Below are 23348 nucleotides of genomic sequence, written 5' to 3'. Positions count from 1 at the left end.
TTGGTTCACGCGACTTTCTCCGTCGACGGGAAGAAGGCTTGTACCGGCACACGGAGCGTGATCATCTTGCCGAGGGCGCACAGGCGGAACGCGACGCTCGGGTTGGCCGTTCCGACACCGCCGATCACGCCAGCGATCTTCACTTCGCCCGCGTCGTCTGCGTCGTCGGTCGAGCTGAAGCCTGCCGGGCCGGCGCCGTGGCTGTGCAGATCGAATGCGAGGCTCTCGTCGTCGGCGAGCGTCGGCCGATTGATGGTGATCGCGGTCGGCGTGGAGCTGGTCACTTCGACTTCGCGGTACACCAGTTCCTTGCTCGTCTCGTTCCAGACGATCCATGCGGCGTGCTCGTTTGGCGCGGCGTCGGCGGCGTCGGCCGCGAACCGGCGAAGGTGCGGCTCGGCGGCGCTTATGCGTCCGAACGCGAATTCGATTTTTTGGTCGATCGATCCGTACGGCGGACGCGGGCAAGCGCCTTCGATTGGCGCGACCGGCTGAATCAGGTGCAGCCACGGGCGGCGAATCTCGACGAACAGGCCGTCGGCTGCGAGCAGGAATCGGTGGCCGACGTCGAGCAGCGGCGCAAATTCAGCGTGGCGCGGAACAGTGGCGACAGGGGCGCTGTCGAACAGCGCTTCGTCCAGGCCGATGTTTGCGTCGGTGCCGTCGGCGGCGATCGGGCGCGACCGGCCGGCTCGCACTTCGGCCGCGACTGCTTCGCTGAAAATCTTGAGTGCATCGCCGAGCGAGCGCAGCGTGTCGGTCGTTGCTGCTTCGAACGTTGCCTTAATTTCTTCGATTTTGGTGGACATGTGGTTAGCTCCGTTGCGTGAGGCATTGAATTGCGGACTCGACGGTCAGATTGACCGCGACCAGTCTTTCGGTGGGAAATTCGGCGCCGTCGAGCAACTGGCGCCAGAGCGTGGAAATGCTGCCGCCCTGAATCAGCTTTGGGGCATTCGGGTGGGTGAAGCGGCTGCGAAAGAATTCCTCTTCGTACCGCTCGACGTCGGCCGCGTTTGGCTGCTTCGCGATTTCGACGTTGCCGGTGCACACGGAACCGGAGGAATAGACGTTGTAGTACGGCGCCTGAAACAGGGCGGTGCTGCGTTGCGGCCGTGCATTCTCTGCGAGCGCGAACACGTGTCGTCGGTCGCCGTGTGCGATGAAAAGCAATGCGGGTTGTTGTGCCGGGCCCGCGCGAGTGCCGAGCGGCTTGTCGGATTGGAACCAGACGTGCCGGACACCTGCCGGCATCCACCACGCGACGACACCGGAACCGGCGAAGATCACGCGTTCGTGCACGAAGCCTTGTTGGCCGACGTGTTTCGCCGCTGCGGCAGCGAAGGTCGCAAGTTGTCGCTGAGTGACCGGCTCGCCGGCGAGTAACGTGGGCGCGCCGTCGACGACGCGAGCGGCATGCCGCGTCACGTAGACGTGCGTATCTGACTTGTTTCGGTACAGCAGCAGTGCCGAATCCAGTTCGAGGTGTGTGCTGCCTTCGCAATAGATATCGACGGTCGTCATACGCGTACCTGCACGGTGACATTTTCGGGCGTGCGAAGCGCGAGCAGATCGAGCAGGGTTTCGACTGCACACGCAAGTCGCGCTGTGTTGCTCATCCGCGCGAACCAGTTGCCGATCTCGTTGCCGGTGAGCGACAGCTGTACCGCGCACGAGACATCGAGTGGATCGGCCTGCATTTCGTCTTCGATGAAATCGTCGAGTACGCGGTCGGTGCCGTCCTGCTGATCCCAGAGGAGATACAGCGAATAATCGACGGGGCCGCGGCCGGCGTCGCGGCAGTCGACGCGGGCAAATGGCCCTCCGTTGACGATGATGCGGTGAATTTCGTCGCATGCGTCGGCAACGGCCGCGGCGGTATCGTCAATCAGCGACGCATATCCCACATCGGCGGTGCTCAGTGCCTGCGCTGGCTGTGCGATCCACGCGGGCGCGCCGCGGAAAAACTCGACGCGGCGAGGAACCGAATACTCAGTGAAGAATTCCTCCGCGGATGTTGTTTTGGGATTCACGCCGTGGATGAACATCAACTCTTCGAGCGCGTCGGTTTCGCTCCCGTAACCTTGCCAGTACTGATATTCGGCAATGTAGAGCGTCTCGCGCGGTGTACACACGCTCGGCAAGTAGTGGTGGCATGCCTCGTACAGTACGGCGAGCGCGGTTTGGCCGAGGCCGGGCATTACGTTTTCGAGGTGGTTAATGCCCGCGCTTAGATAGCGGCATGGCGCCGATCCGGCTCCTTGGTTGGAGTGGATCGAGAACCACGCGCTATGAGTGCTTCCAGAGGCGTACGGCGTCGGCGAATAATGCTCTTCGCTGACGCGCAAATTCCACTCGAAGATCGTCAGGCCGTCGGTGCGGTCCAGCCATTCGCGGGTAATTGCGTGGCGCGCGAGTTCGGTTTCGTCACGGTGACTGTCCGCATTCGCGGCATCATCGCCCGTGAGCAACTTGCCGCGCATCAGCGCGAGCGCGAGCTCGTGTGCGAAATTGCTGTCGCTTTCGTGATTGTTCCCGGTGACGTACCGCACAGGCACGCTGGCGGCAATGACCGGGATGGCGAGTGCTGGCGCGATCATGGCAGTACCGGCATGATGGACGAGGGCAGGCGCAGGCGCGGTGACGTGCGGTCAGCGTGCTGAGTCACGCGTTGCACGTGGCGCGCGAGTTGACTGTTGACGTGCTTCGCGCGCGCACGCGGCGTCGATTCGCCCGCGAACGTGTTCTCGCGCAGGTGCTTTCGAAGTTCGCGGAGTGTCATTTCGGTTGCGGGCAGTAGCGCGCGTGGAGCGCATTGATGAACGCGACTTCTTCGTCGAGCAGCGGGAGTACGTGCGCGGACATGGTCGAGCTGATGTCGATCAGGTACGAGACGATCTGGTGCGGCATGCCGTTACCGGCGGCGCTAACGAGTGCGCCGATCATTAATGAGAGGCCTGCTTCCGGTCCGCGCTCGGCTGCTCCCTTCGTGCCCACAGCGCGCCGGAACGTGTAGACGTTGCGATTGCCTTTGATGACCGGCCCTTCGATCTCGGCGTTCGTCAGCTCGGGATAGGTCTGCGAATAAAAGTCGCGGACCTGCTGGAGCGTGAACGTCGGCGCGGGATCGGCGAGCTTGGCGCCGTTGTACGAGAATTCGCGAGCGAGCGTTTCGATTTGCATGTCGTTGTCTCCGATCAGTACAGGTCGACACCAGCGTCGGTCGATTGTGGCTGCTCCGTGCTCGCGGGTTGTGCGGTTGCCGGCGTTTCTGCGGCCGGCGTCTCGCCGTCGGCGCGCGGTTCGCCGGCATCGTCGATACGCATCTGGCGCGGATCCGTCGCGTTGGCGTTCGCGCCATCGTTCGCGGGCGGGGTGTTAGTGTCGTCGGCCTTTGCCGCCTTCGGCGGTCGACCGCGGCCGCGCTTTCCGGGGGTGCCGGTTGCCTCGCTGGCCGTCGGGGCGGGTGGCGCGGTCGCAGCATCGCTTTGGTTCGCGGCCGCGCACGCACGCGCCTGGTCGAGCAGCGGCGTGGCGCCGGGAGCGTACACATCGACTGCGGCGGCGAATTCCGCGTCGAGTTCCTCCGGCGTCGCCAGCAGCGACAGCGGCCAGCGCTGCTTCTCGCCCTTGCCGTTCGGCATCGGCGTCACGTTGACTCTGAGGTTTTCGTCGCCTTCGGCGGTGATCAGGATGTTGATGCTCGTCGTTCGGGCGAGCGCGTGCAGTGATGTGAACAGGGACATGCGATTTCCTCTCAGGTGATGTCAGGCCGCGAGGCCGTCGAAATTGCGATCGGCGAAATCGGTATCGCCGGGATAGCGGTTCGAGCCGTCAACTCGATGCCAGCAAAAAAGGGAGCCGCGTCGGTGCGGAAACCAGTAGCCGGCGCAGTCGCAGCGCATGCGCGTCGTGTTCCGGCGATTCATCCAGTGGTCGACGCGGTATTTGCGGCGGTTACACGTGCGGCAAGCCGGCAGGCGTGTGTAGCGGTCGGGATGGCGCCGCAGGCATCGGCGCGCAGTGCAGTGCGCGCAGCGAACGTGGCAACGTGGCATCGATCAATCCTCCGCGTCGCCGGCCTGCAGGCGTTTCACGTCGACGCGCACGGCAGCGCGGCGTCGTTCGCGCGTTTCGCGAGCTCGAGCCGACGATTCGAGCGCGTCGCGCACGCTGGCGCGCTGGATCGCGGCGTCGAAGTCGCCGCGCATGTGCAGGAGTTGCCACTCGACGCGCAGCAGATGGGTTGGCAGGTGATCTTTCTGCATGGCCGGCTCACGCGCTGTACGTGTTTGCGATCGGCGTGCTCGGTGCGTCGTCGGTGTACGTCCACGCGACGCAACCAACGCCGACGGCGAGCCAGAGCAGCACGATTTTCCAGAGGGGCATGGGGGCGGCCCTGTGTTTGCTCATTGGATTTCCTCCCTCTGTCTCGTGAGCAATTCCTCGTCGCCGACGAGTCGGGCGAGCGCTTTTGCGAGTTCCGGTTCGTGGTGCTCGATGTAGCCGATCAGGTACCAGACGTTTTGCATGGCGTGATCAGCAAAGAGGTCGGGGCGGAGCCCGCGCTGCTTGCCGTGTTCGACGGCCTTTCTTACTGCGCTGGAGAAATTTGCGCGGAGCCGGTCGGCGACTTGAGCTCGAGATTTCATGTCGGGCCTCAGATGCCAAATTCCGGAGCGATCGCGCTTGCGATCAGATAGAGCGCTGCAAGTGCAACGAAGGGGTACCAGTCGCGTGCCGGCAGTGCGCGGGATTTAAGCCGCGTGAATTCGGTGCGCCAAATCAAAATGGTGTGCATCGGAACCTCGCCTATGACATGCGCAGCAACGGCGCTGCGACGAGGACGAATTTAAGCACACTTAATCTCACGCTGCAAAGAAAATTTAGCGGGCTTAAGTTGACGCGCGGTCTAGAGTGCGGGCATACTGTTTATCCATACAGTATTGAAAGCCGTTTGAAGAAAAAGACTGAGGGTGGGCTTCGATGAGTTGCGATGCAGGGATCGGCGGGGGCCGTATCAATCCGGGGGATTTGGCCGTGGTTAGCCGATGCGCGAACGCCGCGCATATCGGGCTGATGGTCAGGGTAATGGGGCCGCATGCGACGTCCGACTACGATTGGGACGTCGAGCTGCTGGGTATGCCGGTGGAGGGGTACGCGGCCGGGCACGACCGCGTCGGGGTATTCAGGTGCGCGGCAGTTTTCGACTGGAACCTGAGCCGCTTGGCGGAGTCGGTGCGTTCAAATCGAGTAGCTCACCGCGAGCTCGCTCATGCATAGCAAGGACTGCACGCAGTGGTGCGTGTACCGCAGTGACGGCCAGTTCCGTCATACCGAGCGCGATCGCGCGCTTTAGATCCGCGTAAAACGCCTGGGCTTCCACCGGTAGATCGTCCTGGGCATCTTTCATCGGCCCGCGCTTTTCCCAAAGCCATTCGGGGCGCACGCGTAGAAACCGTGCGACGCCGAATACGGGCGCGGCCTTCAGGTTTTCGACGTTCACTTTGCCGCTCGTCCATTGCGAAACAGCTGACGGGGAAACCCCTGCCTTCGCAGCGATTTCCTTATCGTCGATTGACGATCCCAATTCCGCCTCGCGAAGTTCCTTGGCGTACCTGAGTCGTCCTACGAAGGTGTCTAGGTCGTTCATTTCAGCAGGCTAAACCTACGCAAGTAAGAGCACTTCACTTTTGAAATTAAGTGTGCTTAAATCTCGGCCATGGAAAACGACCTGCGCATCGCATACGCGAGCGAAATCATCACCCGACTGGGCGGGACTGGCGCCGTCGCCGATCTCTTCGAGATTGACGCCGCGGCCGTGTCTCAGTGGCGCCGTAACGGCATCCCGAAAGCCCGAATGCAGTTCATCTCTGTTGCGCGGCCGGACGTGCTAGTTGGCCTCGGTGCGCAAACGGGCTGTGACGTGGAGGGCATGCGCCGGCCCCCTTTGCAGGATCGTGCGCGAGCTCGACCGCGGGCGCGTCGCATACCTGATGCATGAGCGCTGTAAATGCGCGTGTTGCCTTCGTGTCATTCACTGCGCGCGTGATCGCGTCGCGCATGTGTCGTTTGAGTTGTGGTTTCGGGGTTGCTGTCGCGTGCTGAATTCTGAATTTCTGCGTTCTCATGATGTTGTTCCGTTTGGCGATGGAGCAATTCTCTCGGAAACGCGAGCACGTTAACAGTATGAAAAACGGTGAAATTCAAGGGGTAAATGTGGCTCACCATTACAGTCAAACCGCATGGATTGACGTGCTGTATACGTCCGTATCGAACACGCCGGGGAAAGTGGAAGACGCTGCCCGGTTTCTTACCGAACGCCGGGGCACTCGAATTTCCGGCGAGCATCTGCGGTTGCGGCTCCGTGAGGTTGAAGGCGCGCGCATAACTGGCGAAATGTTCGAACTCTTAATCGAGTGGATGCTCGAGAAAAAGCAGCCGCATGCACTCGACGCGGTGTACGCGTTCAATGCCCGATTCGGGCTAGTCGCGACCGAAACGTTCGCCGATGCTGAGTCAGACTGCATCCGCGCGCTCGTCGACTCTGCGCTAACCGTCAGCACGAAGGCAGGGGGATTGGCCGACGAAGTTCGGCGGGCCGCCGACGATGGGCTGATCGATCCGCGCGACGCCGAAGCTATCGAGCGGGTCGGACGTGCAGCGCAACGTCAGATCGAGCAGACGATCGCGATTGCACGTCGTTCCGCTCAAAACCGTCGGCGTCGCCGCGGCTCCTAATTCATCAATTCCCTGAGGTGTTTCGAATGGGCGCACACGACCCATCGGATGCGCACGCCCGTACTTCGGCGCCAGAGGCCGAGCAGAGCATTCTCGGTGCGCTGTTGCTCGACAATGGCGCGCTCGAGGAAATAGCGGGTGTCGTCTCCGAGACGGATTTCACGGTCGGCGAGCATGCCCTCGTTTTTAGGGCGATACGCGACCTGATTCAGCGCGGTGCAATTGCAGACGTCGTAACCGTCTTTGAGCGGTTGAATTCCGTCGACGCAAAGGTTGATCAGCCGCTCGCATTTTTGAATGATCTGGTGCACGCAACGCCGAGCGCGGCGGGTGTTCGTCACTATGCTGAAATCGTCCGAAACCGCTCGATCTCGCGGCGGATGTTGCGCGTTTCTGAGAGGTTGCGAGATGCAGTATTGAAGCCCGGCGGGAAATCGCCCGTCGAGTTGCTGGATCTCGTGCAAGGGGAGTTGCTGAAAATAGCCGACACCAGTCAGTCGGCCGACGATGAATTTCGGCCGATATCGAGCGCGCTGACGGCTGTTATTCAGCGTATCGACGAGCGCTATCACGCTGGCGGTGCAACGCAAATTGGTGGGACTGCTACGGGATTTGTCGATCTCGATCGGCATACAGACGGCATGCATGGCGGTGAACTGATCATTGTCGCCGGCCGGCCCTCGATGGGAAAAACCTCGCTTGCGATGAACATTGCTGAAAGCGTCGCTGTGTCGCTTGGTCTTCCGGTGGCGGTTCTGTCGTTGGAAATGCCCGATGAACAGTTGGCTTCGCGCATGCTGGCAGGGACATCGCGCATCAATCAGCACAAGCTCAGGACGGCCAGCCTGCGCGACGATGACTGGTCGAAGCTGACGCACGGAACGCAAGTTCTCGTCGACGCACCGGTCTATGTTCTCGACAGTGCTTCGATAACGCCGCTGCAGCTCAAGGCGAAGCTGCGCCGATTGCAGAGGCAGATTGGTCGGAAGCTCGGTCTGATTATCGTCGACTATCTGCAGTTGATGTCGGGGGACGGTGGAGCGGGCGAGAACCGCACAAGCGAGGTTTCGCAAATATCGCGTGAGTTGAAAAAGACAGCCAAGGAATTCGACGCGCCAGTGATCGCTCTTTCGCAGTTGAATCGGGGGCTCGAACAGCGCCCGAATAAGCGGCCGATGATGTCGGACCTTAGAGAGTCTGGTGCGATCGAGCAGGATGCGGACGTAATTTATTTCATTTATCGAGACGAGGTGTACAACCCGGATAGCGCAGACCGAGGAATGGCCGAGCTGATCATCGCGAAGCAACGTAATGGGCCGCTCGCGACTGTGCGATTGGCATTCCGAAATGAATTAACACGGTTCGAGAATTTTGCAGAGCCGACAGGGGCGTATTAATGGCGGGAGTGCCAACATCATTTACCTGGCGACGAGCGATGACAGCGAGCGATTTGCCGGGCACGACAAAGCTCGTGCTGTTCGTCATTGCTGAATACGCCAATTCGATCGATGACACGTGCTGGCCGTCGATCGATGAGATTGCCGGCCGCGCGACATTGACCGCGCGCGCCGTGTCAAAGCACCTCGGCGTGGCCGAGCGAGCGGGATGGATCAGGCGATGGAAGTCGCGAAAAAGCGGGAGGAAATGGGCGCACGGCCACTACCGCCTCACGGTGCCCGAGGATGTCGCGATGCGTGCACGCGACGACCTGAGCCTCGACATTGCCGGTGCGCGAGCAGGCCATCAGGAACCACGTTCCGGTGACTGCGGGGAATTTGAGGAACCAGGTTCAGGTAACGCCGGCGAATTGGCGGAACGTGGTTCAGCTGATACCCGGAAAAAGGGCGGAGCGGAGGTGGAATCGGGAAGTTGTAGGAACCACGTTCCAACTAACAACCCAATGAATAGAAATTACGAAACCTTATCTCTCTCTCAAACGCCGGTGGTATACCCGGGGGGCGAGGGTACAGGCAGAGAGGGAAATCGTCAAGAGGGCTTCGCCGCGTTGGCGGCATGGATGGCTCGCAGGCTTCGCGATAACGATCCGGGCGCGAGCGAACCCGATCTCGCGGAGTGGGCGTCGGATGTCGACGGCATGCTGGCCGATGGATTCGAGCCACAGCAAATCGTAAAGCTGTGGACATGGGCTCTTGAGGATGGCTTTTGGTGCTCAGTGATTCGCTCACCGGCACGGCTTCGGAAAAATTGGGAGCAGCTGCGCGCGAAGCGAAACCAGTCGTTGACGCGTGAGCGGCAGCCAGCGCAGCAGCAGGGAAAAGACGATCGATGCTGTGCGCATGTCGACGATGACGGTACGCGCTGCACCAACGTCGCAACATCCATCCTCGGCGCAGGCTCGGCGCGTCGCGGTTATTGCCGGCTGCACGTCGGCATTTACGAAATTTGAAGCGGGGGAAGAATGTCGATTGAAAAGCGGTTGGAAAATTGGGCGCGTGCGCAGCGGAACGGCAGTGGTGAAGGCGGTGGCGATTCGCTGGTAGCGAATATCTACTTTCCGTCGGTCGGTGGCCGTTCGATCGATTCGACGCTCGACCTTGAGGACGCGAACAGGGTCGAGGTCGCGGTGCGTAAGCTGATGCCGATGGATCGCAAGCTGCTGCAAATGCACTACGTCTGGGGTAAGCCGCCGTTCGTGATCTGTCGGCGGCTCGGTCTCAAGGTACGGCCGACGACGATCTTCGATTTTGCGCTGGCGCATGCGAAACGTGCTGTCGACGAGAAGCTTGTGCCGCCGCCGCCGAGCTACGTTTCAGTGCAGACGATCATCGATAAGATTGCGGAAGGTGTTGCGGAATCGAAATAGCTGTTCTACACTTCGATCCACAATTTGATCCGGTGAGTTTTACCGAGTGCGTGCGGCCTTTGCCGGACCGCTGCTCGCCCGGAAGAATCACGAAGCCCTGAGTGCGAAAGCCTCAGGGCTTTTTGCATTGGAGTTCGTGATGCCGAAGAAAGCGCCGACGCAATGTCGCCATTACGGCTGCGGTCGGCTGGTTGTGACGCCGGGCTACTGCGCCGAGCATGCGGCCGACGCGGTCGGTTGGCAATCGGACCGCCTGCGCGGCTCGCGTCACGCCCGAGGATACGGAACAGCGTGGACAAAGCTGCGGCGCGAAGCACTCTCACGCGACAACGGGCTCTGCGTGCCGTGCAGGAAGAAAGGCCGAATCGCTCGTGCAGTCGCCGTTGACCACATCGTGTCGAAGGCCGACGGCGGTGCTGACGAGCTGACCAATCTGCAGTCGATCTGCAAACCGTGTCACGACGCGAAGACCGCGAGCGAAGCCGCGCGCGGACGCGGGCGACGCTGACCGGGCGCCGGCCGTCGCCCCGAACCAGGGGGGGGTGGTTTTAATTTTTCGGACCCTTGCCTGGGACCGAACGTTCAGCCGCATTTTATCGCGGACCACTTTTTGAATAGGGGGGGGTTAAGAAAGCCGCCCCATAGAGCCGATCGCGCAACGCGAGATGAGTTTTTCGCCGGCTCGCTTACGGGAAGCCTCACATGAGTCCGAATCAACCGTTTGCCGACGTCGGCGATGCCGACGAGTCGTGCGCATCGGGCGGCGGCGTTGGAAAGGCGATCGAATCGCCTCCGCCGCCGCCCGGGGTGCACTTTGAGTCTGCGCACCGCAAGGTGTGGGACTACCTCTGTTTCGCGTTGCGCGCCGAAGGCGTGCCGCACCGGACTGCTGGCGTCGCGCTGGCGATCGTGTGCGTTGACTTCGTGCGGTGGGTGAAGGTCGAACTGCAGCTGCGCGATTTCGAGAAGATCAATCACGGGTCGTTCATGACGGTAACGCCGAACGGCCATTCGCAGCCGCATCAACTCTACTACGCGGCGAAATCGTTGAAAGAGGGGCTGCTCAAGTGTTTGCCGGAAGCCTGCCTGACGACGCCGTCGATGCTGATCGCGAAATCGAAGATGGACGACTCGGACCAACAGGACGACCTGTTCGAAGAGTTGCTGAATCACGCGCGCTCTCGGCCGACGAGCTTGCCCGCCTGACACCAGCGATTCGGCATCGATGGGATGTTGAGTACGGCCTGCCGGTGTTGCAAGGCGAGATTGTCGTCGGCGAGTTCGTGTTTCTTTCGGTCAAGCGCCACTACGTTGATCTGATCGACGGTCCGGCGCGCGGCATTGTGTTCAGTGCCGGGCATGCGCATCACGTCATCGACTACATCGAGCGGCAGTTCCTTCACATCAAGGGCGCGCTCGCCGGTCAGGCATTGATGCTTGATCCGTGGCAGCGGTTCTGGACAGCCGTGATGTACGGTTGGCGACGTTTCGATTCCAGGCTGCGGCGCTTTCGCACTGGGTACGAAGAGGTCGCGCGCAAGAACGGCAAGTCGACGTGGAAAGCCGGGCAGGGCGATTACCTGTTCCTAATGGACGGTGAGCAGGGCGCGGAGGTGTACACGATCGCGACGACTCGCGAGCAGGCGATGAGCGTGTTCAAGCCGGCGCTCGATAACTACCGTCGTCGGTGTCGGCGATCGAAACGGCTGGCGAGATCGATCAAGGTGTACGACGGGACGAACCAAGAGCGGATCGTGATCGGCAGCAGCGTGTTCAAGCCGCTGCCAGCAAACGCGGAATCGCTCGACGGCTTGAACCCATCGGTTTGTATGGTGGACGAGCTGCACGCGCACAAGACGCGTGAGGTATGGGACGTGATGGAGTCAGCACTCGGCGCGCGGCTCCAGCCATTAATTTCCGCCATCACGACGGCCGGCTACATCCTCGACGGAATCTGCACGGAGATTCGTGGCTATCTCGTCATGATCCTGCGTGGCGAAAAGATCGACGACAGCTTCTTCGGCTACATCTATACGCTCGACGATGATGATGATCCATTCGACCCTGCTGTTTGGATCAAGGCGAACCCGAGCCTAGGCAGCGCGAAGACGGTCGACTATATGCGTGCGCAGGCGGCGAAGGCGGCCGAGCTGCCGAGCGCCAAGGCGAACTTTCTCACCAAAGACCTGAACGTTTGGGTCAACGGTGCGTTGAGCTGGTTCGACATGCAGGTGTGGGACCGATGCGGTGCGCCGTTCGATCCTGCGATTCTCGCCGGCCGGCGGTGTTTCGGTGGACTCGACCTTGCGAGTACGCAAGATTTGAGCGCGTTCGTGCTCGTCTTTCCTCCGTACGACGACGGCGGGGACATTGTCGAAGAGCTCGGCCCAGACGGCGAGTGGCATGTGGTCGCGCATATTTTCGCGCCCGAGGCGAAGGTCGATACGCAGGAGGGTAGCGACGCCGCGCCGTATAAAAAGTGGGCCGAGCTCGGATGGCTGACGGTTACGCCTGGTGCGGTGACCGACTATTCGATCATTCGAGACACGATCGTCGGTGCATGTCGGAAATTCGATGTGCAGGATATTGCGTTCGATCCGTGGAATGCGACGCAGATCGTGAACGAGCTGCTCGAGGCAGATATTCCGATGGTCCAGGTACAACAGAACATGTCGGGGCTCTCGCCGGGAGCGAAGCAGCTTGAGCGACTGGTGTATGGCGGCAGCATGCGGCACGGCGGAAATCCGGTAATGCGTTGGTGCGCGAGCAATGTGACGCTGATGCTTGATTCGAATGACAACATCCGGCCCGACAAGAAAAAGTCGCGACCGAACGGGCGCATCGATCCGATCGTCGCGGCCTGTATGGCAACCACGCGTGCGGTCACGTATCAGCCCGAAGCGGACCCGGAAATCTACATCCTATGACGAACGCAACGAACGGTGCGCCGCGCGCGAACGCAAGCGGCTCGCGAATTTTGAACCAATGGAACGCTGATCGACAGGCGGCTAAGGTGAATGCCTCGGCGGTGTCGACGAGCCAGATCGTTCCCGGCACTGATGCATATGACTGGATGACCGGCTTGCAGACACCAGGGCGGGCGGTGAGCGAACGTGGTGCGTTGAGCGTCGCGACCGTCTATTCCTGCGTGGCGCTGATCGGCGGTGCGGTCGCTTCGACACCGCTGGTCGAGTACGAGCGCGGCCCTAACGGCGTGCTGCCGGTGGAATCGGAATATTGGGAGCTGTTTAACGAAGAGCTGCATCCGCGGTGGCCGGCAGCGGTGGGGTGGGAATTCGGCATGACGGGCCTGCTCCTGCACGGCGATCTGTTTTCGCGTATCCACCGCGTTACGCGTTGGTCGTCGCGAATCCAGTCGGTCGAACCGTTGCATCCGCTGTCGGTGTGGGTTGATCTGGTCGACGGTCGTCTCGTGTACACGTATCTCGATCCGGCCACCAACGTCGTGATGACGGTCGATCAGGACGACATGATCCATGTTCCTGGCCCCGGATTCGACGGTCGCCGCGGGCTCTCGCAAATCCGCAGTGTGCTTCGCATGCCGGTCAACGTTGCGTCGTCCGCTGGCCAGTTGGTCGACACGATGCTGTCGGACAACTTGCGTCCCGATCTTGTGATCAAGTCGGAGAGCAAATTGAACGAGGATCAGATCGCGTTGCTGCGCAAGCAGTGGATACAGCGATACAGCGGATTGCACAACAGTTCTGCACCGGTCGTGCTCGGCGGCGGAATGGACATCAAGCAGATTTCGATGTCGGCGGCAGACGTGAAGTTGATCGAAAACCGGAAGTTGACCGATGACGATGTGTGCTCTGTGTTCGGAGTCATGCCGCACATGGTCGGCCGAAGCGACAAGGGTACGACGATCGGCACGACGGCCGAGCAGCTTGCGAAGCACTTCGTGAAGTACACGTTGGGCCGGCACCTCACGAAGATCGCGCAGGAAGTCGGTCGGAAGGTGGTTCGAAAGCCGAAGCGCTCGATTCAACACGACGCCGACGCGCTCGACCTTGGCGACATGAAATCGCGGTTTGAGGCGTTCCGCATCGCGCTCGGCCGCGCAGGTGAGCCGGGCTGGATGACGCAAAACGACGTGCGGCGCCGCTTCAACATGCCGCCGGAGGCGAACGGAAACACACTAAATTCAGGGACCAAAGATGCGACGAAACCGAATCCTCCAACTGCTGAATGACAACCGCGCGGCGCCGCGGGCATTCAGCGTGAAGGCGAGCGACGACGGCTCGGTTGCGACTGTCTACCTCTACGACGTGATCGTGACCGACGATTGGTGGGGCGGCGTCTCCGCGCAGTCGTTCGTGCAGGCGCTCGCCGGCATCACGGCCGATACGATCCACCTTCGGATCAACAGCCCGGGCGGCGACGTGTTTGCCGCGCGCGCGATGGAAACGGCGATCCGCGGGCATTCGGCGCGTGTGATTGCGCACGTCGACGGCGTCGCGGCGAGCGCGGCCAGCTTCGTGATGCTCGCGGCCGACGAAGTCGAGATTACGGACGGTGCGTTCGTGATGATTCATAACGCATGGACATTCGCGATGGGAAATGCGGGCGATCTGCGCGAATCGGCGAAGCTGCTCGACGCTGTCGACGCGTCGCTGGTGCGAACCTACGCGAAGGAGACGGGGCAAAGTGAGGACGATATTTCTGCATGGATGGCCGCCGAAACGTGGATGTCATCCGACGAGGCCGTGCAACGCGGCTTTGCTGATCGACTCGCGGGCGCTGGCGCGGATGCACAGGCGTCCGCGTGGAATCTCTCGGCGTACGAACGTGCGCCGAACGCGGCGCATGCGCAGACGCCGGCGCGTGGCCCTGCAGCGTTCGCCCCGCCGGAGCAGTTGCCCGAGCCGAAGCCGGTTCCGCAGGCGCCCGTAGCGGCAGCGGATATGGATGCCCTGCGGCGACGACTGGAGCTTGCACAACGTTCGTGACGCGTTCCCGCGTCGATTCAAAGGGCTGCCTTCGGGTAGCCCTTTCTTTTTCTGTCGATGGAGACTGTATGGCTATTGCAATTCAAGCACTGCGGGAGCGTCGCGACGCACTCGCGAAAAATCTGAACGCGCTGCTGGAAAACAACCAGGGTGACAAGTGGGGCACCGATCAGCAAAGGGCGTACGACGAAGGCCTCGCCGAGATGGATCGTGTCAGCGCCGAGATCAGGCGTCACGAAGGGCTGATGAACCGGCTCGCCGAAGAAGCACTCGCCGGCAATCCCGAGGGCCTGATCAACGCTCACGTCAAGACGCCGGGTGCGCATGAGGGCGAGTCGCGCGCGATTCGCACGTTCCTCCGGCGCGGCGTGCTGGCCCTGACCGACGAGGACCGTGCGCGCATGCTCGCGCGGCAGACGCCGGATATCCAGAACGCCATGTCGACCGGTGATCCGGCGGCCGGTGGCTATACCGTGGCTCCGGAGTTCTATCGCAAGCTGTCGGAGGCACTCAAAGCGTTCGGCGGCCTCCGCCAGCTCGCTACCGTACTGCCGACGGGGACCGGCGCGGCGATGATGTTCCCGGCTACGGACGCAACGACGGAAGAGGGCGAGATCGTCGCTGAGAACGAGGAAACTGGCGACAGCGACACGAAATTCCTCTCGAAGTCGCTGGAGGCGTTCCGCTATTCGTCGAAGTCGATCGCTCTTTCGATGGAGCTTCTGCAGGACAGCATGTTCGACCTGGAAAGCTACATCATCCGGCTGTTGGCAACGCGCATCGGCCGGATCACTGCGCGGCATTTCGCCAAGGGCACTGGTAACAGCCAACCGGTCGGTCTGCTGACAGCCGTCGGCACGGGCGTTACCGCCGAGTCGCCGAATCTGATCACCTACGACGATCTGCTCGACCTCGAACACAGTGTCGATCCGGCCTATCGCTCACGGCCGAATTGCGGTTACGCCATGCACGATCAGATGCTCAAGGCCGTCCGGAAGATCAAGGATGAGCAGAAGCGTCCGATTTTCGCGCCCGGTTATGAGCAAGGTAGTCCGGGTGGTGCGCCGGACCGGCTGCTGAATCGCCCGATTACGATCGTGCAGGAATACGACGTTCCGGAAGCCGGCGCCAAGCCGCTGACGTTCGGCGACCATTCCGAATACATCGTGCGCGAAGTGATGGATCTCACGATGTTCCGCATGACGGACTCGCGCTACACGCTGAAGGGCCAGGTCGGTTTCGTCGGCTTCAACCGTCAGGGCGGCAACCTGATCGACATCGGCGGTGCCGTGAAGGCGCTGAAGATGGGCCAGCCGGCAGCACCGCAGGGCTGATGAACAGGGCCGCCACTAAGGGGCGGCCGCACATTCGACGTGAGGAAAAAATGGTCGAGCAGGTGGCATATCCGCTGCGCGTCGCGGTGGGACGCGTCGACGTAATGAAGCGCCCTGAGGCGGAAGCGATCACTCTCGATCTGGCCCGAGCGCATTGTCGGATCGATTGCGACGACGACGATATTTTGCTGAAGGGCAATATCGTCGCTGCGCGCGAAGCGCTCGAGACCGCGCTGTCCCGTCCGTTGTTGCCGCAGGAGTGTCGTGTTCGGGTCGATTCATTTCCGCCCGACCGGATTCTGCTGTGGAACGACGTAATCGAGATCGTTGACGTGTCGTATTTCGATGAGGCCGGTGTGCGGCAGGTCTTGCCGCCAGCATCGTATCGCGTGATGGACCGGGCGTACCTCGTGGCACGGAAGATGTTTCCGTACGGCGAGGACGTGCAGGTTCGGTTTCGTTGCGGCGCATTCGAGGCGCCGGACTCTGTGCCCGAGTCGCTGATCGCCTGGATGCTGTTGCAGCTCGGCACGCTGTCCGAGCATCGAGAATCGGAAGTTGATGGCACGGTGAGTTCGCTGAGCGAAGATTTCACGAACCGGCTTATCGGGCGTCACACGATCATCAGCATCTAGCGAGGAAATAATGCGGGCGGGAAAACTGAGCGAGCGCATCGTCATCGAGCGGCGAAGCGGCGCGGTGAACGAGAACGACGAGCCATTGCCGGACGCATGGGTCGAGCATTCGAGGCCTTGGGCTGACGTGCGTTTCCTCAACGGGAAAGAGCACGTCGTCTCAGGTGCTATTCGTGGCGCGGCGATTGCTAGCATGCGCATCCGCTACCGAGCCGGTATCGACGAACAGATGCGCGTGCGCTACGACGGCCGGCTGTATGACATCACGGCGGTATTGCCGGCGCGCAAGCGCGGCTATCTCGATCTGTCGGTCAAGGTGGGGGAGAAGTATGTCTAGCGTACAAATTTTGGGCATGGCCGACCTTCAGGCCGATTTCGCGAAACTGGCGAAGGCGCATTCTACGAAGGCGCTCCGGCGTGCGACGGTTGCCGGTGCGAAGGTGATTCGTGACCAGGCCCGCGCCCGAGCGCCGAAGAAAACCGGGAAGCTGCGCCGAAATATCGTCGCGGCATCACTTCGGCAGAAGGATGCACCGGGTTTGGCGACGGCCGGGGTCCGTGTGCGCATGAAAGGGAAGGGCGACTCCCCGGGCAACGCCTTTTATTGGCGTTTCATTGAGCTCGGCACACAGCACATGAAGGCCGAGCCGTTTATGCGGCCGGCGTTCGATGCGTCGATAGCTCAGGCCGAAGGGGCAATCCGAACTGAAATTGCGCGCGCGATCGATCAGGTTGTCGGGGGTGGATTTTGAGCGCATTGGCTGTCCGCGACGCGATCGGCACTGTGGGTGTCGCGAAAGGGTACGTCGGCGTCGCTGGATCGAAGGCGGTATCGCCGTACTACGTCGTGTCGCGCGTGAGCGGCGAGCGCGACATGGCGCTTGGCGGAGTCACTGGCGGTAAGTCTGGCATGTTCCAGATCGATGTTTACGCGAGCACCTATACGGAGGCCGATTCGATCGCAGATCAGGTGATCGATCGGGCATCGTCGAGCGGGCGGTTCGCCGTGGGTGGTATCAGCGAACTGCCTGACGACTTCTCGAGCGATACCGGAGATTTCCGGGTGAGCCTCGAAATATCCGTGCAGTTCTGACCGTTTCAGTTTCTGTTAGGCCCGCCGAGCGCGGGCCTTTTCATTTGAATTTGAGGGGCATATGGCCGAGAAAAGCAAGCGCATCAAGGCGCAAGGTACGAAGGTCGAGGTGTCGAAGACCGTTTCGACGGACCTCGACGACAAGACTCTCGTTTTCGTCGATCTCAACACGACGAGCAAGACGGTCCAATGGCAGGGCGGTCAATCGTCGGAGATCGATGCGACGACGCTCGCGAGCGACGAAAAGGAATCCGAGATGGGCTTGCCCGATCCCGGCGAATTTTCCATCGATGGCAACTATTCGTCCGACGACGAAGGCCAAGGGATTCTCCGTGGTGCTCGCGCGACCGGCGAGAAGCGCGTATTCCGCGTGACGTTCCGGGACGGCTCGCAGTTCCTGTTCATCGGCATGGTGCGTCAGTACACGTGGTCGGCCGGTGTGGACGGCATCGTGGCTTCGACGTACAGCGTGCGGCTCAGCGGATCGCCCAAGGCCGTTCCGCCGTCTGCACCGCCGGCAGGCTAATCGATCTCGCGAACCAACAAGGAATTGAAGATGACAACCAAAGCAAAAGCCGGCGTGCTGCGCGCCGCGATTCTCAATCCGCTCGCGGGCTGGAAGCACGAATTTCTGCCGATGCCGGAATGGGGCGGTGAAACCGTCGCGGTGCGCGAGCCGCTGCTCGGCGATCGGGCGTTCTGGCTCGAGCCGCTTCGCCTGGCCGCCGGCGTCGAGGTAGGCGACGATGAAGAAACGGCGCGCGCGAAGTACGGGGAGCTGAGCCCGGAAGTGCATCAGATGGCCTACGCACGCCTGTTCGTCCGCGTGCTGTTCACCGAAACGGATACGGGCTGGAGTCGCATGTTCGAGGACGGTGACGCCGAGGCTGTGGCCGCCGTGTATGGCGTCGCACACGATCGCGTCGTCAGCAAGGCGATCGAACTCGGCAAGCTCAACGTCGACCCGGAGGCTGAAGGAAAAAAGCCTTCCGCCGAAACCCCGATCTCCGACTCGAATTGACGTTGGCGCTGCGGCTCGGCAAGACGCTTGCCGAGCTGCGCGCGCAGATGTCGACGGCTGAATTTGCGCTGTGGCAGGCGCTGGATGCGGAATCGCCGATCAGCGATGACCGGTACGACCTGCATGCCGCGATGGTCGCGTCGGCCGTGTTCCAGGCACAGGGTGCGAAGGTGAAAGTCGCCGACATGATGCCGAACTGGGGTGGAGATTCGGTGGAAGTTGAGGAGGTTGCGGACGATCCATTCTTCGCAGGCCTAATGAGATTGGTAGAGTAGGCGGAAAAATAGTATGTCAACGAGTCTCCGCGAACTGGTCGTCAGCGTAACCGCGAACACGAACCAATACGACCGGCGCATGAGCCGGATGGGGTCGGAAACCGCTGGGTATTTTAATTCGGTCCGGGATGGAGGCCGGATCGCAGATGCGGCATTTGCGTCGAACGCTGCGAGCGTGCAGGTGACGGTGCGCGCGATCGAGGCCGCGCGTGGATCTATCCGGGGATATGCCGAGGCTGCAGCCGCGGCGTTCGGTGTGCACCAGCTCATCGAATACGCGGATGAGTGGACGAACCTGAGCAACCGCCTCAAGATCGTCACGCGCGACCAGACCGATTTTGCGATCGCGCAGAACGATGTGGTCCAGATCGCGCGCACGGCGCGCCAGCCGCTGGATGCAACCGCCGAGCTGTACCAGCGGATCGCAAACAACACGGGCCATCTTGGCTTGTCGATCAAGCAGGTTGGCCCGCTGGTCGAAACGATCAGCAAGGCGGTTGCGCTGTCCGGCGTTTCGGCCGATACGGCGCGGATGGGTATCGTGCAGCTAGGACAGGCGTTCGCGTCTGGTCAGTTGCGCGGCCAGGATCTGCACAGCGTGCTTGAAGAACTGCCCGGCGTCGCCGAGGCAATCGCGCGCGGGATGGGGCGAAGCTCGTCCGAGCTGAAGGGGATGGCGGAAGCGGGCAAGCTGACCGTCGAAAACCTCATCGACGCGTTGAAGAACGCCGCGACGAGCACGGACGCGCTGTTCTCCAAGATGCAGGTGACTGTCGATCAGTCGATGACGCGCCTGCATACGGAGATCCTGAAATATATCGGTGAGGCGGATCAAGCTACCGGCGCTAGCGCGAAGCTGTCGCAAGGCATCATTTACGTTGCCGAGCACATCGACGAAATCGCGAAGATCAGTGCATCGCTCGCGGCCGGCCGGCTCGCTGTGTATTTCGTGCAGACCGCAGTCGCGGCAGGGAAGTCGGCGGTCGCGTGGAATGCCGAGCGCCAGGCGCTGATCGCGAAAGCGCAGGCGGAGAACGCAGCGGCCTTGGTGACGATCACCAGGGCGCAGAGCGACCGCGACGCGGCGGCGGCAAAGCTGCAGAACGCACAGGCGGCGGAAGTGGCTGCGCAGGCCGAATTGGCTGGTATGCGTGCGATGCGCGAAAGCCTCGCCATGCAGTCGGCTTTGACGGCGGGATCGATTCGATACACCGAAGCGAAGGTCGCAGAGGCGCGAGCGATCGAAGCAAGCGCGGTCGCGCAGGTCGCGACGGCGCGCTCGAACCTCGCGAACAGTCAGGAAATCGGCACGCGGATTGCGGGCACGCCATACGCCGCGGTTATCGCGCGCGAGACGGCGTCGGCTCAGGGTGAGCTTGTGCGGGCCGAGGCGTCACTCGCGCTCGCGCAGCAGCGCCGTGTCGCGTTGGAGGCGGCGGCAGCAAAGGGGACGGTCGACCAGACGCGCTATGCCGCGGCGCTGGCGGAAACTGCGAAAGGGCTCGCCGTTGCCGAGCGTGAGGTGGCTGCTGCGACGCGGGCGCGCGAAAGCGCCGAACGGGGCGCGACGGCTGCGACTGCCGGTCTTGCTGCGGCGACCGAGCGAGCCGCAGTCGCGCAGACGGCCGCCGCTCGCGCAGGTTCGCTGATGCGAACGGTTGGTTCTGGGTTGCTGTCGGTGGTTGGCGGCCTGCCAGGCATCCTGACGACCGTCGGTACGGTGGCACTCGGTGCGGCCGTCAACTGGCTGGTATTCCGGGATCACGCGAGCAGTGCGACGTCGAGCCTGATCGACATGCAGGCTCCACTCGATCAACTGATCGAGAAATATCGTCAGTTGACGACGCTGCAGCAGGAGACGGCGCGGCAGAGCGTCAAGCAGGCGCAGGCGGCGGCGAAGGACGACATTGCGTCCGCTTACAGCAGCCTTGCGGCGCGGGCGTCGCAGAGCGTCATCGTTCCGGGGTTTGGCGATGGCGCGCCGATTATCACAGACGAAAACCAGGTAGCACTGGACCGATTCCTTGACGGTCTGAAACGGATCAAGTCGGAGAACCTTGGTGTCGACGAGAAGTCGCGCGAGCTTTCTCGGTTGGTCGGTGTGTTTGTCGACGCGACGAAGGGCGGCGATGACCTTCGGGCCGAGCTGGTGCAGGCCGCGGTGTCGATCGATGCGGCGGGCGCGGCGGCCGACAAGAGCACGCGCCAGCTTGCCGCGATGGAGGCTGCGGCTCGCGGGACGTCGGACGGTATGAGGTTGCTCACGGAGGAAAACAATTTCTTCGCGGGCGGCATGGCGTCCGAGGCGTGGGGCAAATACGTCGACAAGCTGAAAGAGGCGTCTGCCGTCATCGGCATGACCACGCAGCAGCGCGCCGAATACGAAGCGAAGACGAAGGGCGCGAACGCAGCCGAGGCACGGCAGGCGGGTTTGATCGCCGGTCGCGCGGATGCATATAAATCGCTCGAGAAGGCGATCCAGGACAAGGATGCAAAAGCCGAGGCTGGCGCACGTCGGAATATCGACAACCTGACGCGCGAGCTTGCGCTGATGAATCAGCAGATGGTCGTCGCTGGCGCGTTGGCTGAATTCCAAGCTGATCTGGTCAGCAAGAAATTCGAGAAGTTCGGATTTAACGCCGATGCGGCGCGTGCGGCCGCCGCGGCTCGCGGCAAGCAGGCGTTCGACGACACGGTATCGGAGTCGGCGGCTCAGGTCGCGCGCATCGGCGTGAATGCCCCTGGGCTCGGGCACAAGACTCGGTCGGGAGGATCCCGGGCGGATCCGGAAAGCCAGCGATTGATCGGCAACATCGAGCAACGGATCGCGCAGCTGCGTGTCGAGGCAGTCGCGACAGACAAGCTCACGCAGTCTGAGAAGGATCGGATCGGCTTCGACCAGAAGCTGACCGATCTGCTCGGCAAGCGTACGAAGCTGTCCGACGGCGACAAGAGCTTGGTCCGTGATCAGGCGTCGATCCGGGCTGCATACGACAGGGCGGTGCAGCTTGAAAAGGAGGTCAGATATCACGACGCGATCAACAAGCTGAAAGAGCGCAGCGCGCAAATCGACGCCGAGCTTGCCGACTACGCGTCGGAACGTCAGCGCGACGTCGAGCGCGAGCTCGCCGCGATGTCGATGGGCGACAACGCGCGCGAGCTCAATCAGGCAACGAATCGTGTAGGGGACGAATTTCGGCGCAGGCGCGACGATTTCACGAAGGGCGCGCGGAAGGACGGCACGCTCGGGTCGCCGGAGTACCAGGCGGAAATTGAACGCATCAACCGGGCCGAGGCCGAGCAGGTCGAGCGTGAGCGCGGTTATCTGGATCAGCGACTCGCGTTGCAGCGTGATTGGCGCGTCGGTGCGAGCCGGGCGGTAGCGCTCTATCAAGAGTCCGCGGAGAACGCCGCCGGCCGCGCCGAGGAAGCCTTTACCAGTTCGTTCCGCAGCCTTGAGGATGCAGTCGCGTCGTTTGCGTCGACCGGCAAGCTGGATTTCCGCGGGCTCGTCGACAGCATGATCGCCGACCTTGCGCGGTTTGCCGCTCGCGCTGCACTCGCGCCAGTGTTCGGCTGGCTCGGGAATGCGATCGGCCTAGGTGCGTCCGGGGCATCCGGGTTCAGTTCGTCGTCGCTGCTCGGCGGTTTGGCCGGTGGTCTGAGCAACGCGGTCTCGAGCGGTGGTGGCAATACATACGGCTTCCACCTGGCAACCGGCGGTCGCGTGACGGGTCCGGGTACGTCGACGAGCGACAGCATTCCTGCGTGGCTTTCGAACGATGAATTCGTGGTGCGTGCTGCTGCCGTACGAAAACCCGGTGTGCTCCGGTTACTGGAGGCGATCAACAGCGGGCGTGACGTCGGATTTCCGAAGTTTGCGAGCGGCGGTTTGGTCGGTGGTGGCCGGGCTGGCGATGGCGGATCGTTCGGAAGTCAGGATGGGGGCGTCATGCTGAATATCCCAGTCACGATCGAAGGTGGATCGGGGGATCCGTCGCAGATGATGGCGAGCGCTGAATTCGTGAAGAAGCTCAAACAGATGATGCAGGCGCTCATTGCGACGGAAAGCCGGCAAGGCGGGTCGCTCTGGAAACTCAAGAATGGGATTGGGTGATGACCGACACGTTTAACTGGTCACCGACGGTGGAGGGGTTCGGCGGCGACGCAACGCTGAAGGTTGCCAAAGCGTCATTTGGCGACGGTTATACGCAGCGCTCGGCCGATGGGCTGAACAACCGGAAGTCGACGTACAACCTTCGGTTCGTGGGGAAGGCGGACAAGATTTCCGAAATCCTCAAGTTCCTTGACGACCATGCCGGCGCGGTGTCGTTCTTTTGGACGCCGCCGCTCCGGCCGCAGGGGCTATTCGTGTGTGAGAAGTACAGCGAGCCGGTGAAGAACGGCCGCGCTTACACGATCACCGCTCAGTTTGAACAGACTTTCGCACCATAA

The 23348-nt window shown here is 61.9% G+C and carries 29 protein-coding genes; 19 read left to right on the top strand and 10 right to left on the bottom strand.

Going from position 1 to position 23348, the window contains the following annotated elements:
- Positions 1–5 precede the first annotated feature (5 nt).
- The 10 genes from DIE13_RS13670 to DIE13_RS13630 form a co-directional block, all read right to left on the bottom strand.
- Complete coding sequence (locus DIE13_RS13670; protein ID WP_124827697.1) at positions 6–809, bottom strand: PRTRC system protein A; 804 nt, start codon at positions 807–809, stop codon at positions 6–8.
- A 4-nt stretch (positions 810–813) separates the two neighbouring features.
- Positions 814–1524 (bottom strand): PRTRC system protein B, encoded by a 711-nt coding sequence (locus DIE13_RS13665; RefSeq protein WP_124827696.1) that lies wholly within the window; start codon positions 1522–1524, stop codon positions 814–816.
- On the bottom strand, positions 1521–2600 hold the full coding sequence (locus DIE13_RS13660) for a PRTRC system protein F (protein WP_124827695.1): 1080 nt from the start codon (positions 2598–2600) through the stop codon (positions 1521–1523). The genes DIE13_RS13665 and DIE13_RS13660 overlap by 4 nt, the downstream gene beginning before the upstream one ends.
- Before the next feature lie 178 nt (positions 2601–2778).
- Positions 2779–3183, bottom strand: coding sequence for a PRTRC system protein C (locus tag DIE13_RS13655; RefSeq protein WP_124827694.1), 405 nt, complete (start codon positions 3181–3183; stop codon positions 2779–2781).
- 14 nt (positions 3184–3197) lie between these two features.
- Positions 3198–3746, bottom strand: coding sequence for a PRTRC system protein E (locus DIE13_RS13650; RefSeq protein WP_124827693.1), 549 nt, complete (start codon positions 3744–3746; stop codon positions 3198–3200).
- Between the two features lie 315 nt (positions 3747–4061).
- Positions 4062–4268, bottom strand: a complete 207-nt coding sequence (locus DIE13_RS13640; RefSeq protein ID WP_124827691.1) for a hypothetical protein — start codon at positions 4266–4268, stop codon at positions 4062–4064.
- Positions 4269–4275: 7 nt separating this feature from the next.
- Positions 4276–4413, bottom strand: coding sequence for a hypothetical protein (locus tag DIE13_RS32880; protein WP_185731201.1), 138 nt, complete (start codon positions 4411–4413; stop codon positions 4276–4278).
- Positions 4410–4652, bottom strand: a complete 243-nt coding sequence (locus tag DIE13_RS13635) for a hypothetical protein (RefSeq protein WP_124827690.1) — start codon at positions 4650–4652, stop codon at positions 4410–4412. The genes DIE13_RS32880 and DIE13_RS13635 overlap by 4 nt, the downstream gene beginning before the upstream one ends.
- Before the next feature lie 8 nt (positions 4653–4660).
- Positions 4661–4801, bottom strand: coding sequence for a hypothetical protein (locus DIE13_RS32875; protein WP_185731200.1), 141 nt, complete (start codon positions 4799–4801; stop codon positions 4661–4663).
- 387 nt (positions 4802–5188) lie between these two features.
- Positions 5189–5653: a helix-turn-helix transcriptional regulator gene (locus DIE13_RS13630; RefSeq protein ID WP_124827689.1), complete on the bottom strand. Its 465-nt coding sequence runs from the start codon at positions 5651–5653 to the stop codon at positions 5189–5191.
- A gap of 476 nt (positions 5654–6129) precedes the next feature.
- Here DIE13_RS13630 and DIE13_RS13620 point away from each other — a divergent pair, with 476 nt between their 5' ends.
- The 19 genes from DIE13_RS13620 to DIE13_RS13530 all read left to right on the top strand — a co-directional run bounded on the left by DIE13_RS13620 (position 6130) and on the right by DIE13_RS13530 (position 23348).
- Positions 6130–6741 (top strand): phage regulatory CII family protein, encoded by a 612-nt coding sequence (locus tag DIE13_RS13620; RefSeq protein WP_311768330.1) that lies wholly within the window; start codon positions 6130–6132, stop codon positions 6739–6741.
- 26 nt (positions 6742–6767) lie between these two features.
- Positions 6768–8138: a replicative DNA helicase gene (gene dnaB / locus DIE13_RS13615; RefSeq protein ID WP_124827688.1), complete on the top strand. Its 1371-nt coding sequence runs from the start codon at positions 6768–6770 to the stop codon at positions 8136–8138.
- A gap of 38 nt (positions 8139–8176) precedes the next feature.
- Entirely contained in the window at positions 8177–9148 is a 972-nt protein-coding gene (locus tag DIE13_RS13610) for a helix-turn-helix domain-containing protein (RefSeq protein WP_124827687.1), read from the top strand.
- Positions 9149–9160: 12 nt separating this feature from the next.
- A complete protein-coding gene (locus DIE13_RS13605; RefSeq protein ID WP_124827686.1) occupies positions 9161–9565 on the top strand; it encodes a hypothetical protein in 405 nt (134 codons plus the stop codon).
- A 139-nt stretch (positions 9566–9704) separates the two neighbouring features.
- Positions 9705–10073 carry an HNH endonuclease gene (locus DIE13_RS13600; RefSeq protein WP_124827685.1) on the top strand — a complete coding sequence of 123 codons (369 nt, stop codon included), beginning with the start codon at positions 9705–9707 and terminating at the stop codon, positions 10071–10073.
- A gap of 194 nt (positions 10074–10267) precedes the next feature.
- Positions 10268–10771, top strand: coding sequence for a hypothetical protein (locus DIE13_RS33410; protein ID WP_124827684.1), 504 nt, complete (start codon positions 10268–10270; stop codon positions 10769–10771).
- 44 nt (positions 10772–10815) lie between these two features.
- On the top strand, positions 10816–12492 hold the full coding sequence (locus DIE13_RS13590; RefSeq protein WP_124827683.1) for a terminase large subunit: 1677 nt from the start codon (positions 10816–10818) through the stop codon (positions 12490–12492).
- Positions 12489–13778, top strand: coding sequence for a phage portal protein (locus DIE13_RS13585; RefSeq protein WP_124827682.1), 1290 nt, complete (start codon positions 12489–12491; stop codon positions 13776–13778). The genes DIE13_RS13590 and DIE13_RS13585 overlap by 4 nt, the downstream gene beginning before the upstream one ends.
- Complete coding sequence (locus tag DIE13_RS13580; protein ID WP_260435051.1) at positions 13744–14535, top strand: head maturation protease, ClpP-related; 792 nt, start codon at positions 13744–13746, stop codon at positions 14533–14535. The genes DIE13_RS13585 and DIE13_RS13580 overlap by 35 nt, the downstream gene beginning before the upstream one ends.
- 68 nt (positions 14536–14603) lie before the next feature.
- The gene (locus tag DIE13_RS13575; protein WP_124827681.1) at positions 14604–15869 is read left to right on the top strand and encodes a phage major capsid protein; all 1266 of its coding nucleotides are present in this window, start codon (positions 14604–14606) and stop codon (positions 15867–15869) included.
- Between the two features lie 50 nt (positions 15870–15919).
- Positions 15920–16504, top strand: a complete 585-nt coding sequence (locus tag DIE13_RS13570; protein ID WP_124827680.1) for a head-tail connector protein — start codon at positions 15920–15922, stop codon at positions 16502–16504.
- A gap of 10 nt (positions 16505–16514) precedes the next feature.
- Complete coding sequence (locus DIE13_RS13565; protein WP_124827679.1) at positions 16515–16841, top strand: phage head closure protein; 327 nt, start codon at positions 16515–16517, stop codon at positions 16839–16841.
- A complete protein-coding gene (locus tag DIE13_RS13560) occupies positions 16834–17256 on the top strand; it encodes an HK97-gp10 family putative phage morphogenesis protein (RefSeq protein WP_124827678.1) in 423 nt (140 codons plus the stop codon). The genes DIE13_RS13565 and DIE13_RS13560 overlap by 8 nt, the downstream gene beginning before the upstream one ends.
- Positions 17253–17597, top strand: coding sequence for a DUF3168 domain-containing protein (locus DIE13_RS13555; protein ID WP_124827677.1), 345 nt, complete (start codon positions 17253–17255; stop codon positions 17595–17597). Before DIE13_RS13560 ends, DIE13_RS13555 begins: the two co-directional genes overlap by 4 nt.
- Before the next feature lie 61 nt (positions 17598–17658).
- Complete coding sequence (locus DIE13_RS13550) at positions 17659–18123, top strand: phage tail tube protein (RefSeq protein WP_124827676.1); 465 nt, start codon at positions 17659–17661, stop codon at positions 18121–18123.
- Between the two features lie 30 nt (positions 18124–18153).
- Complete coding sequence (locus DIE13_RS13545; RefSeq protein ID WP_124827675.1) at positions 18154–18618, top strand: phage tail assembly chaperone; 465 nt, start codon at positions 18154–18156, stop codon at positions 18616–18618.
- Positions 18615–18893 (top strand): DUF4035 domain-containing protein, encoded by a 279-nt coding sequence (locus tag DIE13_RS13540; protein WP_124827674.1) that lies wholly within the window; start codon positions 18615–18617, stop codon positions 18891–18893. Before DIE13_RS13545 ends, DIE13_RS13540 begins: the two co-directional genes overlap by 4 nt.
- Before the next feature lie 13 nt (positions 18894–18906).
- Positions 18907–23010: a phage tail tape measure protein gene (locus DIE13_RS13535; protein WP_124827673.1), complete on the top strand. Its 4104-nt coding sequence runs from the start codon at positions 18907–18909 to the stop codon at positions 23008–23010.
- Positions 23010–23348, top strand: coding sequence for a phage tail protein (locus DIE13_RS13530; RefSeq protein ID WP_124827672.1), 339 nt, complete (start codon positions 23010–23012; stop codon positions 23346–23348). The genes DIE13_RS13535 and DIE13_RS13530 overlap by 1 nt, the downstream gene beginning before the upstream one ends.

The organism is Burkholderia sp. Bp9016, from assembly GCF_003857765.1.
GTDB lineage: Bacteria > Pseudomonadota > Gammaproteobacteria > Burkholderiales > Burkholderiaceae > Burkholderia.
Note: the sequence above shows the minus strand (reverse complement) of the source record. Positions and strands in the feature narration are given on the sequence as shown.